This window comes from Cupriavidus sp. Agwp_2 (assembly GCF_040784895.1).
In the GTDB taxonomy this organism is placed as follows: domain Bacteria; phylum Pseudomonadota; class Gammaproteobacteria; order Burkholderiales; family Burkholderiaceae; genus Cupriavidus.
In genome coordinates this window covers 2,273,882-2,290,393 of record NZ_CP088083.1, presented here as the reverse complement: position 1 = coordinate 2,290,393, position 16,512 = coordinate 2,273,882, and the positions used below count along the sequence as shown (strand labels likewise).

Here is a 16,512-nt window from a genome sequence, read left to right as displayed (position 1 = left end):
CTATTGTAGCCAAGCAAGGCGGCTGGCCGCGGCGAGGCGGCCATTGACCCTACGCCGTCACAGTTTTTTCATCAGCACCATCGACTTGCGCTGCCAGTTGTAGAGCTTGCGCTTGTCTTCGGGCAGGTCGTCGACGGTGGCGTGGACGAAGCCGCGCTTGAGGAACCAGTGTTCGGTGCGCGTGGTGAGCACGAACAGCTTGTCCAGGCCCAGCGCGCGCGCGCGGCGTTCGATGCGCTTGAGCAGGCGCTCGCCGTCGCCGGTGCCCTGCGCCTCGGACGACACCGTCAGGCAGGCCATTTCGCCCATGTTCTCGCGCGGGTAGTCATAGAGCGCGGCGCAGCCGAACAACACGCCATCGTGCTCGATCACCGAGAAATTGGAGATATCGCGCTCGATCAGGTGGCGTCCGCGCGGCACCAGCGTGCCATCCTGCTCCAGCGGCGCAATCAGTTGCAGGATGCCGCCGACGTCGTCCAGCGTGGCTTCGCGCAGGCTTTCCAGGTCGGTATCGGAAAGCATGGTGCCGACGCCATCGTGCAGGAACAGCTCCAGCAGCACCGAGCCATCCAGCGAATACGGGATCAGGTGCGCACGCGGCACACCGCCCTTGAGCGCCTTGACCAGGTGGTGCAGGTAGTCGGCAACGTCGGGCGGCAAGTGGTTGTTCTGCAGGCGCTCCACGGCCGTGCGCAGCGACATTTCCGGCATCAGCTTGCCGACCGCGTCGGGCACGCCCGGCACCTCGGTAATGAAGATCAGCTTGTCGGCCTTGAGCGCGGTGGCGGTGGCGCTGGCCACGTCTTCCATCGACAGGTTGAAGGCCTGGCCGGTCGGCGAGAAGCCCAGCGGCGACAGCAGCACCACCTTGCCGTGCGACAGCGACATGCGCACCGACTCGGCGTCGATCTTGCGCACCAGCCCGGTGTGCTGGTAGTCGGTGCCGTTGACGATGCCGACCGGGCGCGCGGTGACGAAGTTGCCGGAAATCACCGACAGCTGCGCGCCCGCCATCGGCGTATTGGGCAAGCCCTGGCTGAATGCGGCCTCGATGTCCAGGCGCAGCTCGCCGGCGGCTTCCTTGGCGCATTCGAGCGCGGCGTTATCGGTGATGCGCACGCCGTCAACGAATTGCGACTCGACATGGCGCAGCGCCAGCTGTTCTTCCACCTGCGGGCGCGAACCGTGCACCAGCACGATCTGCATGCCCATCGCGTGCAGCAGCGCTACGTCGTTGACCAGTGCGTTGAGCACGCCCGACTTGACCAGTTCGCCCGCGAAGGCGATCACGAAGGTCCTGCCGCGGAAGGCATGGATATACGGCGCCACCATGCGCAGCCAGTCGACGAACTGCTGGTGGTCGGGGCCGCCGCGCTCGATGGCGTCGGCGCCCGCCGGCACCGGTGCGGTGGCGGGCTCGGTGGAAGGCGGGGCAGGCGGGGGGAGCTCGGCCGTGGCGGGCGGCTCCGCCGCCGTGGCGGCTGCGGTGTCGGTCGAGGTCGCCGGCTGCGGCGTATCGGTTCTTGCGTTCATCCCGCGGATTATAATCCCGGCCAATGTCAGAACAACGCCCCTTCAAGGCTGCAAAGCCTGCCAGGCCAGGTCAACACGCCGCGCCGCAGACGCCGGCCAGTGCCGGCCAGTCCACGCCACCCAATCCGTCCCGGCCGCCCCGACCGCCCCGACCACCAAAAGGGCCGCCCACGGGCCAGGCTCGGCCGCCGTCCGGCCGTCCGGAACCCGCTGCCGCCCGTCCGGCCGGCGAACCCGGCCAGCGTCCGCCGCGCGGCCCGCGCCAAGAGCGCCCGCCGCGGCCGCCAAGGCCACCACGGGCGGTCAACCCGCTGCCGCCGATCACATTCCCCGAGGCCCTGCCGGTCTCGGCCCGCCGCGACGAGATCGCCGCGGCGCTGCTGGCCAACCAGGTGGTGATCGTGTCCGGCGAGACCGGCTCGGGCAAGACCACGCAGCTGCCCAAGATCTGCCTGTCGATCGGGCGCGGGCCGGGGCGCGAAGGCGGGGGACTGATCGGCCACACCCAGCCGCGCCGCATCGCCGCCACCTCTACCGCCAAGCGCATCGCGCAGGAGCTGGGGTCGCCGGTGGGCGAGCATGTCGGCTACCAGGTGCGCTTCAACGACACCATGTCGGCCGGGGCCTCGGTCAAGCTGATGACCGACGGCATCCTGCTGGCCGAGACGCAGAACGATCCGCTGCTGCGCGCGTACGACACCCTCATCATCGACGAGGCGCACGAGCGTAGCCTGAACATCGACTTCCTGATCGGCTACCTGCGCCAGATCCTGCCGAAGCGGCCCGACCTGAAGGTGATCATCACCTCGGCCACCATCGATGCGCAGCGCTTTGCCGAGCATTTCACGCTCAACGGCAAGCCCGCGCCGGTGATCGAGGTCAGCGGCCGGCTGTACCCGGTGGAAGTGCGCTACCGCCCGATCACCGACGACGCGCCGCCGGGGGCCGCGCCGCGCAGCGCGCAGGCGCGCGAGCGCGACCTCTACGACGGCATCGTCGATGCCGTCGATGAACTGTGCCGCGTCGGCCCGGGTGACGTGCTGGTGTTCCTGCCCGGCGAGCGCGAGATCCGCGAGGCCGCCGAGGCGCTGCGCAAGCACCATCCGCCGCATACGGAGATCCTGCCGCTGTTCGCGCGGCTTTCGGTGCAGGAGCAGGAGCGGGTGTTCAAGCCGTCCAATGCGCGCCGCATCGTGCTGGCGACCAACGTCGCCGAGACCTCGCTGACGGTGCCGGGCATCCGCTACGTGGTCGATACCGGGATGGCGCGCGTCAAGCGCTACTCGTACCGCAACAAGGTCGAGCAGCTGCAGGTCGAGTCGATCGCGCAGGCCGCCGCCAACCAGCGCGCCGGCCGCTGCGGCCGCGTGGCCGATGGTGTCTGCATCCGGCTGTACGAAGAGTCGGATTTCACCGGCCGGCCGCGTTTTACCGATCCCGAAATCCTGCGCTCGTCGCTGGCTGCGGTGATCCTGCGCATGAAGGCGCTGCGGTTGACCGATATCGAATCGTTCCCGTTCATCGAGCCGCCGCTGGGCCGCGCCGTCGCCGATGGCTACCAGCTGCTGCAGGAGCTGGGCGCGGTCGACGACGCCAACCAGCTCACGCCGACCGGGAGACAGCTGGCGAAGCTGCCGCTCGATCCGCGCGTGGGCCGCATGATCCTGGCCGCGCGCGAGCACCAGTGCCTGCGCGAGGTGCTGGTCATCGCCAGCGCGCTGTCGGTGCAGGATCCGCGCGACCGCCCGCAGGAAGCACAGGAAGCCGCCGACCAGGCGCACCGCAAGTTCATGGACGAGAAGTCGGAGTTCCTGGGCTGGGTCAAGCTGTGGAAGTGGTTCGAGGACGCGGTCGCGCACAAGAAGTCCAACCGCCAGCTGCAGGACCAGTGCCGTGCCAGCTTCCTGTCGCACCTGCGCCTGCGCGAATGGCGCGACGTCCATTCCCAACTGCTGACCACGGTGGCCGAGCAGGGCTGGCGCCTGAACGAGAGCGAGCCGACCTACGAGCAGGTGCACAAGGCGCTGCTGACCGGCCTGCTCGGCAACGTCGGCGTGCGCATCGAGGATGGCGACGGCAAGGGCCGCGAGTACCTGGGCGCGCGTGGTATCAAGTTCCACCTGTGGCCGGGCTCGCTGATCGCGCGCAAGGTCGGCCGCTGGATCGTGGCGGCCGAGCTGGTCGAGACCAGCCGCCTGTTCGCGCGCACGCTGGCGCGGATCGAGCCGGAGTGGCTGGAGCAGATCGGCGGCCACCTGCTCAAGGTGAGCTGGAGCGATCCGCACTGGGAAAAGAAGGCCGGCCAGGTGCTGGCGCTGGAGCGGGCCACGCTGTATGGGCTGGTGGTCTACCAGCATCGCCGCGTCCACTACGGGCCGATGAACCCGCAGGAAGCGCGCGAGCTCTTTATCCGCCGCGCGCTGGTCGAGGGCGAATTCGATACGCGCCTGCCGTTCTTCGCGCACAACCAGCGCCTGGTGCGCGAGATCGAAAACCTGGAGCACAAGTCGCGCCGGCAGGACGTGCTGGTCGATGACGAGCTGATCTATGCCTTCTACGATCGCGCCATCCCGGCGGAGATCAACCAGCAAACGACATTCGAGCAGTGGTATCAGGCCGAAAGCGCCAGGGACCGCAAGCTGCTCTACCTGAACCGCGACGAGCTGATGCGGCACGAGGCGGCCGGCATCACCACCGACCTGTTCCCCAAGGCCATGAACGTGGCCGGGGTGGACATGGGGCTGACGTACCACTTCGAGCCGGGCAGCCACCGCGACGGCGTGACGCTGACCGTGCCGCTGTACGCGCTAAACCAGGTGCGGCAGGAGCGTGCCGACTGGCTGGTGCCCGGCATGATCAAGGAAAAGGTCCACCTGCTGCTGAAGTCGCTGCCGCAGAAGCTGCGCCGCCATTGCGTACCGCTGCCGGACTTTGCCGCCGGCTTTGTCTCGCGCCAGCCGTTTGGCGAGGGTGAGTTGCTGGACGTGCTGATCGCCGATATCCGCGAACAGACCGGCACCATGGTCAAGCGCGCCGACTTCAAGCTGGAGACGCTGCCGGCGCACCATACGATGAATTTCAAGGTCATCGACGAGCACGGCCGCCAGCTCGACATGGGCCGCAACCTGGCGCAGCTGCGCGCCGAGCTGGGCGGCCAGGCGCAGCAATCGTTCCAGCGCGTTGCCGCGCAGGCGGCAGCGCAAGCCGGCTCGCCGGATCAGGCCGCGCAACTACCGGCGGCCGAGCCGGGCCAGTACGAGAACCTGACGGCATGGACCTTCGGCGAACTGCCCGAGCTGCTGGAGATCCGCAAGGGCAGCCAGACGCTGTTCGGCTACCCGGCGCTGGTCGACCGCGGCACGCACTGCGACGTCGAGGTCTTCGACGATCCGCAGGAAGCCGCGCGCATCCACCACCTGGGGCTGCGCCGGCTGTTCGCGCTGCAGTTGCGCGAGCAGGTCAAGTTCATCGAAAAGAACATCCCCGGGCTCCAGCAGATGGCCATGCAGTACATGACGCTGGGCACGCAGGAAATGCTGCGCGACCAGATCGTGATGCTGGCGCTGGAGCGCGCCTGCATGCAGTCGCCCCTGCCACGCAACGAGGCCGAGTTCAACGCCCGCAAGGACGAAGGCCGCACGCGGCTGTCGCTGTTGGCGCAGGAGATCGCACGGCTGGCCGGCGCCATCCTTGCCGAATACGCCGGGCTGCCGCGCAAGCTGCTGCAGGCCAAGCCGTTCGCCACCACCTACGCCGACATGGAAGGCCAGCTTGGCCGGGTGATGAGCAAGCGCTTTATCGACGAGACCCCATACACGCAGCTGGTCCACTTCCCGCGCTACCTGAAGGGCATCGCCATGCGCATCGACAAGCTCAAGGGCGACCCGGCGCGCGATACCCAGCGCATGCAGGAGATGGCGCCGCTGGTGCAGCAATGGCAGCGCGCCGAAAAGCAGTTGCGCACGCAAGGGCGGGGCGGCGAGGACGCGCGGCTGGAAGAGTTTCGCTGGATGCTGGAGGAACTGCGCATTGCGCTGTTCGCGCAGGAGCTGCGCACCCCCGTGCCGATGTCGGTAAAGCGGCTGCAGAAAGTGTGGGAATCGATGCAGCGCTGACGCGAGGGCGCCGGTACGGCCGCAAATGGTCGTGCCGGCGCAACAATCTGCCAAATTATTGTCTGCCGTCAGTCGCGGCGTCAGCGGATTTAGCCGCCCAAACGTTAGAATCGCCGATTCAGTTCTTCTTGTAGCGGGTCTTATGTTCGCATTGCGTCGGTGGGTGGCTGGTGGGATCACGGTGGGCGCGCTCGCGCTGGGCCTGATGGCTGCGCCGGCAGCGGCGGAAGTGGTGGTGATCCTCAATTCGGGTGATGCAACCGTCACGCTGATCGACAAGGACACGCAGAAGATTCTGGAAACCTTCCCGATTGGCAAGGAGCCTCACCACCTGATCGCGACGCCGGACGACAAGTCGCTGATCGTTGCCAACGCGGTCGGCAACGACCTGGTGTTCCTGGACCCGGTGACCGGCAAGGTACAGCAGCGCGTTCCCAATATCGACGACCCATACCAGATCGGCTTCTCGCCCGACCAGAAGTGGTTTGTCGCCACCGGCAACCGGCTCGACCGCGTTGATGTTTACCGCTGGGACGGCAAGGCGCTGAAGCTGGCCAAGCAATACCCGCTGGCCAAGACGCCCAGCCATATCGCCTTTACCGCCGACAGCCGCATCGCCTTTATCACGCTGCAGGATTCCAATGAGGTTGCCGCGATCGACCTCATTACGCAGAACGTGTTGTGGCGCATGGAGACCGGCTCGGCGCCGGCGGGCATCTGGGTGACGCCGGACCAGAAATACCTGCTGGTCGGCATGACCGGCGCGGACTATATTGCCGTGATCGACTGGCGCACCCGCACCGTGGTCAAGCAGATCCAGACCGGCAAGGGCGCGCATAACTTCCGCGCGGTGGGCGACAAGCGCCACCTGTTCCTGAGCAATCGCGTGACCGGCAGCATCAGCATCATCGACCAGCAGACGCTGACCAAGATCGGCGACATCACGGGCCTGCCGCCGGGCCCGGACGACATGGAACTGACCGCCGACGGCAAGACGCTGTGGGTGACGTTCCGCTGGGCGCGCTCGGTCGGGCTGATCGACGTGCCGAGCCGCAAGCTGGTCAAGACCGTGCGCGTCGGCCGCTCGCCGCACGGCATCTATTTCCGTACGCGCGCGCCGCTGTACTGATCGGAATCGGGGCAGGATCATGCGCGATACCAGGACTTCGCGTTTCAAGCGATTCGGCAAGCTGCTGGCAGTGCTGGCGCTTGCCTGCGTCTTGCCCTCTGCGCTGCAGGCCGCGGATGCTACCCGGGCCGCGGCAAAAGCCTGCCCGGCCGGCACGCTCTACCTGACCTTCGATACCGGCAGCATGAGCCAGGCACAGCTGATCGCCGACACGCTGCGCCGCCACAAGATCCGCGCAACCTTCTTCCTGGCCAATGAACCCACGGTGCGGCAGGACAGTTCGCTCGACCCGTCCTGGGCGCCGTACTGGAAGTCGCTGGCCGCCGACGGCCATGCCTTCGGCACGCATACGTTCGACCACGTCTACCTGCGCGGCGTGCGCGCCGGACAGGTGACCATGCGGCCGCAGTTTGGCGGGCAGGCTGGCAAGGACATGGTGATGGACGCGGCTGGTTTCTGCCGCGAACTGCGCCGCAGCGTGGACGCCTTCCGCGACATGGTTGGTGCCGAGATGATGCCGCTTTGGCGCGCCCCGGGCGGGCGCACCGCGCCGCAGACGCTGCAATGGGCCGAGCAGTGCGGCTTCCGCCACGTCGGCTGGGCGCCGGCCGGCTTCCTGGGCGATGAGCTGGCGTCGGACCGCTACCCGAATGCAATGCTGCTGGAGCGCGCGCTCGACAAGCTGCGCGATGGCGACATCACCATGGCGCACCTGGGTATCTGGTCGCGCAAGGATCCATGGGCGCCGGGCGTGCTGGAGCCGCTGCTGTCCGGGCTGGAACGCAAGGGCTTTTGCTTCGCGACGCTGCGCGAGCATCCGGCCTACCGCGATTGGATCGCCCGGCATGCCATCGGACAACAGGAGGGCAGGCGGTAATGTGGGAGTCGCTCAACGGCTGGATCGGACAGGTCGAAGGCACGCTGTTCCAGGACGTGGTGCTGCCGGTGGTTTATGACCTCGGGTTTGGCCGCTATGCCGAAGAGGCCTTCACCGGCACGGAGTGGCTGCTGGTAGGGCTGGTGCAGATCGCCGTGATGTTCCTGATCCTGGGCCCGCTGGAAAAATGGCGTCCGGTCGAGCCGGTGGCCGACCGCGCTGCGATCCGCACCGACATGCTTTACACGGCGATCCACCGCCTCGGGCTGTTCCGGCTCGCCATGTTCTTCCTGCTGGCGCCGCTGACCGACTCGCTCGAAGGGCACCTGCGCCTGATGGGCTGGCACCGGATCAACGTCGAGGACTGGTGGCCGGGCGTGACTTCCGTGCCGCTGGTCAGCTTCTTCGTCTACCTGCTGCTGTTCGACCTGCTCGACTACTGGTACCACCGCCTGTCGCACACGTTCCGATGGTGGTGGCACCTGCACGCGGTGCACCACAGCCAGCGCCAGATGACGCTGTGGAGCGACAACCGCAACCACCTGCTCGACGATATGCTGCGCGACCTGGTGTTCGCGCTGGTGGCACTGGGCGTCGGCGTCGAGCCATCGCAATATGTGTTGCTGGTGGCGCTGTCGCAGCTTCTGCAGAGCTTGCAGCATGCCAATGTGCGGCTGCATTTCGGCGTGATCGGCGAGCGCCTGCTGATCTCGCCGCGCTTCCATCGTACCCACCATGCGGTTGGCATCGGCCATGAAGCCGACGGCGCCCCGGCGCGGCTGGGCGGCTGCAACTACGGGGTGATCTTTCCGTGGTGGGACATGCTGTTCGGCACTGCGGTCTACACCGAGACCTACCACCCCACCGGTATCCGCGACCAGCTGCCGCCGCCGCTGGGCAAGGGCCACGACTACGGCACGGGCTTCCTCGCCCACCAGTGGTACGGCATCAAGCGCCTGCTGCGGCTGCGCTGAAGCGCACCTCTACCGCTGACGCCGCAGTCCGCGCGGCGGCGGCAAGTGGCGTATGCTAGTGTTCCGGGTTGCGGCCGGCTCCTGCGGGGGCTCCCGGCCGCTATCCGCCATCCATTGCATAAACGCCGAGCCCACGCTCGAAACCACGCTGCATGAACGATATCTTCCGCTCGTTTGGCCGCGCGCTCGTCAGCCAGCTGCATCCCCGCATGCTGATGCTGACCGTGCTGCCTTTCGTCCTGGCCACGCTCTTCTGGGGTGGGCTTCTCTGGTGGGGCTGGGATCCCATCATGACCGCCACGCGCGGTTTTCTCGAAACCTCGGTGCTGACCAGCTGGATCTACAGCGCACTGGACTGGTTCAGCCTGCAATCGATGCGGGCCGTGGTGGCGCCGCTGTTTGTCGCCGCGCTGGCGGTCCCGCTGGTGATCGCATCGATGCTGATGTTCATCGGCGTGTTCTCGGTGCCGGCGGTGGTGCGCCACCTGGAGCGCAGCTACCCGGACCTGGCCAAGTCCCACGGGGGCAGCCTGCTCGGCAGCGTGTTCCAGTCGCTGGGCAGCACCGTCGTGTTCCTGCTGCTGGTGCTGGTGACGCTGCCACTGTGGCTGGTGCCGCCGTTCTTCGCGCTGATCCCGCCGGTGTTGTGGGGCTGGCTGACTTACCGGGTGATGACCTATGACGCGCTGTCCGACCATGCCAGTGCGGAAGAACGCAAGACGCTGATGCAGCGCCATCGCACGCCGCTCCTGGTGATCGGCGTGGCGGTAGGTCTGCTGGGCTCGGCGCCGACACTGCTGTGGGTGTCGTCCGCGGCGGTGATCTTCCTGTTCCCGTTCGTGCTGGCCGGCACGCTATGGCTGTACGTGCTGATCTTTATCTTCTCGGCACTGTGGTTCGGCCACTTCTGCCTGCGCGCGCTCGCGCAGCTGCGCGCCGAACGCGCCGCACCGCCGCCGGCACAGCAGCCCGCCGGCCCGTCCGCGGGCGGCGACATCATCGACCTGGCGCCCTCCGACGTGCGGCGCATCGAACATTCCTGAAGCGAGGGCAACATGGGTTTCGGCCTGATCATCATCGGCGACGAGATTCTGTCGGGGCGGCGCGAAGACAAGCACCTGCGCCGCACCATCGAACTGCTGGGCGCGCGCGGCCTGGTGCTGGACTGGGCGCAGTATGTTGGCGACGACCGCGACCGCATCACCGCCACGCTCAAGCGCACCTTTGCCGGGCCTGACGTGGTGTTCTGCACCGGAGGCATCGGCGCAACGCCAGACGACCATACGCGCCAGTGCGCGGCAGCGGCACTGGGCGTGCCGCTGCAACTGCATCCCGAGGCGCGTGAGCAGATCGCATTGCGCATTGCGGAGACCGCCGGCGGCGACCCCGTCAAGGCCGACCTGAACCAGCCGGAGAACCAGCACCGATTCAAGATGGGCGAGTTTCCCGAAGGCGCGCGCATCATTCCCAACAGCTACAACCGCATCCCGGGCTTTTCGGTAGGAAATCACCACTTCATGCCCGGCTTCCCGGTGATGGCATGGCCGATGATGGAATGGGTGCTCGGCCATGAGTACGCGCACCTGTTCCATCAGGTGCAGCACCAGGAACGCGCCTTCTATGTGTTTGAGGCGCCGGAGTCCACGCTGACACCGCTGATGGAGAAAGTCGAAGCCGCCTTTGCCGGCATCCGCGTGTTCAGCCTGCCGTCGGTCGGCGACGTGCAGCGCGGCGACCGCTTCGCGCGCCGGCATATCGACCTGGGGGTCAAGGGGCCAGCCGACCTGGTGGCGCCCGCCTATGCCATGCTGCTGGACGGGGTGCGCGCGATGGGATTTGAAGTCGTCGAGCAGCCTGCGCGGGAATCCGCGCAGGCCTGAACGTCCGCGGCGGCGGACCAGACAAAAAGGGGCAGCCAGGCTGCCCCTTTCGTCATGCTGGCGCGCAGGCGCTCAGGCGCCGTGCCACGGCAGGCCGCGCACGCACCAGCCTTCGACCATCTTGCGGTGGTGATGCTCGTCGCGGTTGCCCTCGAAGCCTTCAAGCACGTCCATGGCGAAGTGGTAGCCGGCTTCGGTCGCCACGCGCGCGGCGTGCTTGGAGCGGGCCGCGCTGCGGCACAGGAACAGCACCGGCACGTCGGCCGGCACGCGCGCCTTCAGTTCCTCGACAAAGCGGGCGTTCTGCGCGCCGCCCGGGTAGGACATCCACTCGACATGGGCGAACTGCGCGTCCGGCACGTCAACGCCGCCGACCCAGTCCAGCTCGGCCTGCGTGCGCACGTCGACCAGCACCGCGGCGGGGTCGTTCTGCAGCAGGGCATAGGCTTCCTGCGGCGACAGCGCGCCGAAGTACGGGAGCTGGTTCTGTTGCTGGCGCTGCTGGGCGGCCTGGAGGAGATCGTCTCGGGTGGTCATCTGCGTGACAAATGAAATGGATGGAATAGAGGCACGAAGGCCGTAACCCGGTATTCTATAGCGCCGCGGCAATCCGGCGGCCGCAACGCGCGTTGCGCTGGCGCGATGGCGCCACGACCGGGCACGCAATGACCGGTTTTGGTGCCGCCGCACTAATGCGGTGCGAATACTTGCTCATTGCACCATTGTGGTGTTTTATTGGTGGACGCTCCGCGAGCGTGCATGTCGATGGTGCGCCACCCGGTCGTGCCGAGGTGTGACGATCCGCAGGGCGCCTACCCCGCGACGGTGCGCGGTTCGCCGGAGTTGCACATTTTTCGGGCCGGGGAGGGCAGAGGGGCGTTTGCTTGGCACGCTTTCTGCTAACATTTCTCGTCCTTTCGTGGCGGGGTCGGCAAGCGCGGCAACATGCAGCGGCGCAGCCGGCGACAGGCCCAAGAATTGGCTTTCTCAGACATTTGCCGAATACCCAGGAGATTGGCATGGCCCACAGCGTTGCAGACGTGATGAAGCTGGTGAAGGAAAACGACGTCAAGTTCGTCGACTTCCGTTTCACCGATACCAAAGGCAAGGAGCAACACGTGTCCGTGCCCGTGTCGCACTTTGACGAAGACAAGTTCGAAAGCGGCCACGCTTTCGACGGTTCGTCGATCGCCGGCTGGAAGGGTATCGAAGCTTCGGACATGCTGCTGATGCCGGATTCGAATACGGCTCACATCGACCCGTTCTATGAAGAGCCGACGCTGGTGCTGTCGTGCGACGTGATCGAGCCGTCGGATGGCAAGGGCTATGACCGCGACCCGCGTTCCATCGCCAAGCGCGCCGAAGCCTACCTGAAGAGCACCGGCCTGGGCGACACCGCCTTCTTCGGTCCGGAACCCGAGTTCTTCATTTTCGACGGCGTGACCTGGAACGTCGACATGCAAGGCTGCTTCGTGAAGATCCATTCCGAAGAAGCCCCGTGGTCGTCGGGCAAGGAATTCGAGCACGGCAACGCCGGCCACCGTCCGGGCAAGAAGGGCGGCTATTTCCCGGTTGCCCCGATCGACACCTTCCAGGACATGCGTTCGGAAATGTGCCTGATCCTGGAATCGCTGGGCATTCCCGTTGAAGTCCACCACCACGAAGTGGCTGGCCAGGGCCAGAACGAAATCGGCACCCGCTTCAGCACGCTGGTGCAGCGCGCCGACTGGACCCAGCTGCAGAAGTACGTGATCCAGAACGTCGCGCACACCTACGGCAAGACCGCCACCTTCATGCCGAAGCCGGTCGTTGGCGACAACGGTTCGGGCATGCACGTGCACCAGTCCGTGTGGAAGGACGGCCAGAACCTGTTCGCTGGCAACGGCTACGCCGGCCTGTCGGAATTCGCGCTGTACTACATCGGCGGCATCATCAAGCACGCCCGCGCGCTGAACGCCATCACCAACCCGGGCACGAACTCGTACAAGCGCCTGGTGCCGGGCTTCGAAGCGCCGGTCAAGCTGGCCTACTCGGCCCGCAACCGTTCGGCTTCGATCCGTATCCCGTATGTGGCCAACCCGAAGGGCCGCCGCATCGAGACCCGCTTCCCGGATCCGCTGATGAACCCGTACCTGGGCTTCTCGGCGCTGCTGATGGCCGGCCTGGACGGCGTGATGAACAAGATCCACCCGGGCGAAGCCGCCGACAAGAACCTGTACGACCTGCCGCCGGAAGAGGACGCAAAGATCCCGACCGTCTGCTCGAGCCTCGACCAGTCGCTGGAGTACCTGGACAACGACCGCGAGTTCCTGACCCGCGGCGGCGTGTTCTCGAATTCGATGATCGATGCCTACATCGAACTGAAGATGGAAGAAGTCACGCGTTTCCGCATGACCACGCACCCGGTCGAGTTCGAAATGTACTACTCGCTGTAAGCGGCCCTTGCCCGGGAATGACGCAGGTTGTGACCGGGCAACAGTGGCACCAGAAAGGGGCGGCTTCGGCTGTCCCTTTTTGCTTTGCTCGCTAGAATGGGGAATCCGATCCCATCCCGATCCATCCCTGTTCAAACCTAACGCCATGTCCATGGACGCTTCTTCGCGCAAGGCCGGCCGGGCCGCGTCGCCGCACCAAATTCGTGTTCGATTCCCTGTTCTGGTGAGTGCCGTGGCGTTGACGCTGGGTGCCTGGGCCGGGCTGTCGCAGGCGCAGTCGTCTTCCGACGTCTACGTTTGCACCGGCCCCAACGGCGTACCCGAATATCGCAACGGCAACGCCGGCAAAGGGTGCAAGAAGCTGAACCTGCCCGACGTGGTGACCGTGCCCGGCGGGCGCGTCGCGCCGGCGCCGGCCAAGGGCAGTGCGCCCACGGCGAGCAATACCAGCTTCCCGCGCGTGGACAGTGCCACGCAGCGCAGCCGCGACAGCGAGCGCCGCACCGTGCTCACGCAGGAGCTGCAGGCCGAAGAGGTCAAGCTGCAGGCGCTGCGCGCCGAGTACAACAACGGCCAGCCCGAGCGCCAGGGGAACGAGCGCAATTATCAGAAATACCTGGATCGCACCGCGGCGCTGCGCGACGACATCGCGCGCAGCGAGGCCAATGCGGCATCGCTGCGGCGCGAGCTTGGCAACCTGAAGGACTAAGTCTCATGCGTCGCCTGATTCGCGGTGTGTCACGCAAGGTCGGGAGTGCCGACAGTGCCCGTGGCGAGTCCTCCGCGCCTGACCTGGCGCCATCGGGCGGCAGCGCCCAGGTGCTGCCCATGGGCGTGGTGGCCTTCCACGCCGGCCTCGACGTGGTCGCCAACCCGGTGCTGCTGGTGCGGCAGCCCGGCCTGCGCGTGGCCTACGCCAACCCTGCCGCGGAGGCAACCTTCGGCGTGTCGCGCCGGGGCATGGTGGAGCTGTCGCTGCCGGACCTGTTTGGCCGCTCGGACGAACTGCACAGCATGCTCGACACCGTGGTCGCGCGCCAGTTCGACGTGCGCCGCCAGGACCTGGTGCTGCACCCGCCGCTCCAGGAACCCATCCATGCGCACGTAGTGATCGCTGCCTTGGACGCGGCCGGCGACACCGTGGTGGTGGAAATCCTCCCCAACGAACAGAAGGTGCGCAGCGACCGCGAGGAGCGCATCCTCGACCTGACCGCGGCCAACAAGGAACTGATCCGCAACCTGGCGCACGAGATCAAGAATCCGCTCGGTGGCATCCGGGGCGCGGCGCAGTTGCTGGAATTCGAGCTGCCGGAGCGCTCGCTGCGCGAATACACGCAGGTCATCATCAAGGAGTCGGACCGGCTGCAGACGCTGGTGGACCGGCTGCTGGAGCCGCACCGCCATCCGCACATCGTGTCGAGCCTGAATATCCACGAGGTGCTGGAGCGCGTGCGCTCGGTGGTGCTGGCGGAGTTTCCCAACGGCCTGGAGATCGTGCGCGACTACGACGCCAGCCTGCCCGAGCTGCAGGGTGATATGGAGCAGTTGATCCAGGCCGTGCTCAACATCGTGCACAACGCCGCGCAGGCGCTGGCCGATCGCGTTGCGCGCGGCGATGCGCAGATCGTGCTGCGCACGCGTGTGGCGCGGCAGGTCACTATCGCCAAGCGACTGTTCAAGCTGGCATTGGACTTGCATGTGATCGACAACGGCCCGGGAATCCCCGAAGACATTCGCGAGCGCATCTTCTATCCGCTGGTATCGGGTAGGGATGGCGGCAGCGGTCTCGGTCTCACACTCGCTCAAACCTTCGTGCAGCAGCACGAGGGCTTGATCGAATGCGAGAGCCGGCCGGGCTGTACCGACTTCCGTATCCTGCTGCCGTTGCACTAGCTGTCCGCGAGCGATCGCGCCGCAGTGCCGGGCATGCGGAAGACCAAATGACACCGAGCAGACAAGCGACGCACATGAAGCCGATCTGGATAGTCGACGACGATCAATCAATCCGCTGGGTCCTGGAAAAGGCCCTTGCCCGTGAAAGCCTGCTCTCGCGCAGCTTCACCAATGTGCGAGACGTGCTGGCCGCGCTGGAAGAAGACCAGCCGCAGGTGCTGATTTCCGATATCCGCATGCCCGGCGGCTCCGGGCTGGACCTGCTGCAGGCCCTCAAGGCGCGGCACCCGGGTTTGCCGGTCATCGTGATGACCGCCTACTCGGACCTGGATAGCGCCGTGGCGGCGTTTCAGGGCGGTGCCTTTGAATACCTGGCCAAGCCGTTCGATGTCGACAAGGCGGTCGAGCTGATCCGCCGTGCGCTGGAAGAAAGCCTGCGCGAAGAGGAGATGGACGACCGGCTGGTCGACGCGCCCGAAATCCTCGGCCAGGCGCCGGCGATGCAGGACGTGTTCCGCGCCATCGGCCGGCTGTCGCAGTCGAACGTCACGGTGATGATTACCGGCGAGTCCGGCACCGGCAAGGAACTGGTTGCACGCGCGCTGCACAAGCACAGCCCGCGCGCCAACGGTCCGTTTATCGCGCTCAACACCGCGGCCATTCCGAAGGACCTGCTCGAGTCCGAACTGTTCGGCCACGAGCGCGGCGCCTTCACCGGCGCGCAGACCATGCGGCGCGGCCGCTTCGAGCAGGCCGAGGGCGGCACGCTGTTCCTCGATGAAATCGGCGACATGCCGTTCGACCTGCAGACCCGGCTGCTGCGCGTGCTCTCCGACGGCAACTTCTATCGCGTCGGTGGCCATAACCCGTTGCGCGCCAATGTGCGGGTCATTGCCGCCACGCACCAGAACCTGGAAGTCCGCGTCAAGGAGGGCCTGTTCCGCGAGGACTTGTTCCACCGCCTGAACGTGATCCGGCTGCGCTTGCCGCCGCTGCGCGAGCGGCCGGAGGACATCACGCTGCTGGCCCGCCATTTCCTGCAGAAGAGCGCCAAGGAACTGGGCGTCGAGCCCAAGCGCATGTCCGACGAGGCGCTGTCCTATGTCAGCACGCTGCCGTTCCCGGGCAACGTGCGCCAGCTCGAAAACCTGTGCAACTGGCTGACTGTGATGGCGCCGGCGCAGACCATCGAGGTCAAGGACCTGCCGCGCGAGATGCTGGAGGCGGGCACCAGCGAGCCGATCAATGCGCCGCGGCCCGAGCGCGTGGTCGAGGCACGTGCCGCTGAGTACGAAACCGGCCATGAACTGGCCGACTACGGCGGCTTTGCCATGCCGGTGGCGGACGCGGACACGGCTACCGTGGTGCGGCCCGCACCGGCCGTCAGCGCCGCGCCGGTCGGCACCGCCGCCGGCTGGGAGCATTTGCTGGCCGGGGAAGCCCGCGCCATGCTCGAGGCTGGCCAGCCGGAGGTCATGGATGTGCTGACACGCCGGTTCGAAAAGGCGGTGCTGGAGGCCGCGCTCGGCGTCACGCGCGGGCGCCGGGTCGAGGCCGCGACACGGCTGGGGATCGGACGCAATACCATTACCCGCAAGCTGCAGGAGCTGGGATTCGACTGAGCGGGCATCGCAGCAAAAAAAACGGCCGGGCATATGCCCGGCCGTTTTGCGTTT

Annotated in this window: 12 protein-coding genes; 10 read left to right on the top strand and 2 right to left on the bottom strand. The window is 66.7% G+C overall.

Annotation, left to right across the window (positions count from 1 at the left end; translation table 11 throughout):
• Positions 1-57: 57 nt before the first annotated feature.
• The gene (argA, locus tag LPA45_RS10735; RefSeq protein ID WP_116320407.1) at positions 58-1,533 is read right to left on the bottom strand and encodes an amino-acid N-acetyltransferase; all 1,476 of its coding nucleotides are present in this window, start codon (positions 1,531-1,533) and stop codon (positions 58-60) included.
• 23 nt (positions 1,534-1,556) lie between these two features.
• On the opposite strand from argA, the gene hrpA reads away from it, so the two are divergent.
• From hrpA to LPA45_RS10705, 6 genes are all read left to right on the top strand, one after another.
• Entirely contained in the window at positions 1,557-5,648 is a 4,092-nt protein-coding gene (gene hrpA / locus LPA45_RS10730; protein WP_317923911.1) for an ATP-dependent RNA helicase HrpA, read from the top strand.
• A 142-nt stretch (positions 5,649-5,790) separates the two neighbouring features.
• Positions 5,791-6,777, top strand: a complete 987-nt coding sequence (locus LPA45_RS10725; protein WP_116320409.1) for a beta-propeller fold lactonase family protein — start codon at positions 5,791-5,793, stop codon at positions 6,775-6,777.
• A gap of 19 nt (positions 6,778-6,796) precedes the next feature.
• Positions 6,797-7,654, top strand: a complete 858-nt coding sequence (locus LPA45_RS10720; RefSeq protein WP_317923910.1) for a polysaccharide deacetylase family protein — start codon at positions 6,797-6,799, stop codon at positions 7,652-7,654.
• Positions 7,654-8,628 carry a sterol desaturase family protein gene (locus tag LPA45_RS10715; protein ID WP_116320411.1) on the top strand — a complete coding sequence of 325 codons (975 nt, stop codon included), beginning with the start codon at positions 7,654-7,656 and terminating at the stop codon, positions 8,626-8,628. The genes LPA45_RS10720 and LPA45_RS10715 overlap by 1 nt, the downstream gene beginning before the upstream one ends.
• A gap of 152 nt (positions 8,629-8,780) precedes the next feature.
• Complete coding sequence (locus LPA45_RS10710; RefSeq protein ID WP_116320412.1) at positions 8,781-9,671, top strand: EI24 domain-containing protein; 891 nt, start codon at positions 8,781-8,783, stop codon at positions 9,669-9,671.
• Between the two features lie 12 nt (positions 9,672-9,683).
• Complete coding sequence (locus tag LPA45_RS10705) at positions 9,684-10,508, top strand: molybdopterin-binding protein (RefSeq protein ID WP_116320413.1); 825 nt, start codon at positions 9,684-9,686, stop codon at positions 10,506-10,508.
• A 72-nt stretch (positions 10,509-10,580) separates the two neighbouring features.
• Here LPA45_RS10705 and LPA45_RS10700 read toward each other — a convergent pair whose 3' ends face one another.
• The gene (locus tag LPA45_RS10700) at positions 10,581-11,045 is read right to left on the bottom strand and encodes a rhodanese-like domain-containing protein (RefSeq protein WP_116320414.1); all 465 of its coding nucleotides are present in this window, start codon (positions 11,043-11,045) and stop codon (positions 10,581-10,583) included.
• 482 nt (positions 11,046-11,527) lie between these two features.
• Here LPA45_RS10700 and LPA45_RS10695 point away from each other — a divergent pair, with 482 nt between their 5' ends.
• The 4 genes from LPA45_RS10695 to ntrC all read left to right on the top strand — a co-directional run bounded on the left by LPA45_RS10695 (position 11,528) and on the right by ntrC (position 16,458).
• Positions 11,528-12,943: a 3-hydroxylaminophenol mutase gene (locus LPA45_RS10695; protein ID WP_116320415.1), complete on the top strand. Its 1,416-nt coding sequence runs from the start codon at positions 11,528-11,530 to the stop codon at positions 12,941-12,943.
• A gap of 151 nt (positions 12,944-13,094) precedes the next feature.
• Complete coding sequence (locus LPA45_RS10690) at positions 13,095-13,652, top strand: DUF4124 domain-containing protein (RefSeq protein WP_317923480.1); 558 nt, start codon at positions 13,095-13,097, stop codon at positions 13,650-13,652.
• A 5-nt stretch (positions 13,653-13,657) separates the two neighbouring features.
• Positions 13,658-14,836 (top strand): nitrogen regulation protein NR(II), encoded by a 1,179-nt coding sequence (gene glnL, locus LPA45_RS10685; RefSeq protein ID WP_317923479.1) that lies wholly within the window; start codon positions 13,658-13,660, stop codon positions 14,834-14,836.
• Between the two features lie 74 nt (positions 14,837-14,910).
• Positions 14,911-16,458, top strand: a complete 1,548-nt coding sequence (ntrC, locus tag LPA45_RS10680; protein WP_116320417.1) for a nitrogen regulation protein NR(I) — start codon at positions 14,911-14,913, stop codon at positions 16,456-16,458.
• Positions 16,459-16,512 lie beyond the last annotated feature (54 nt).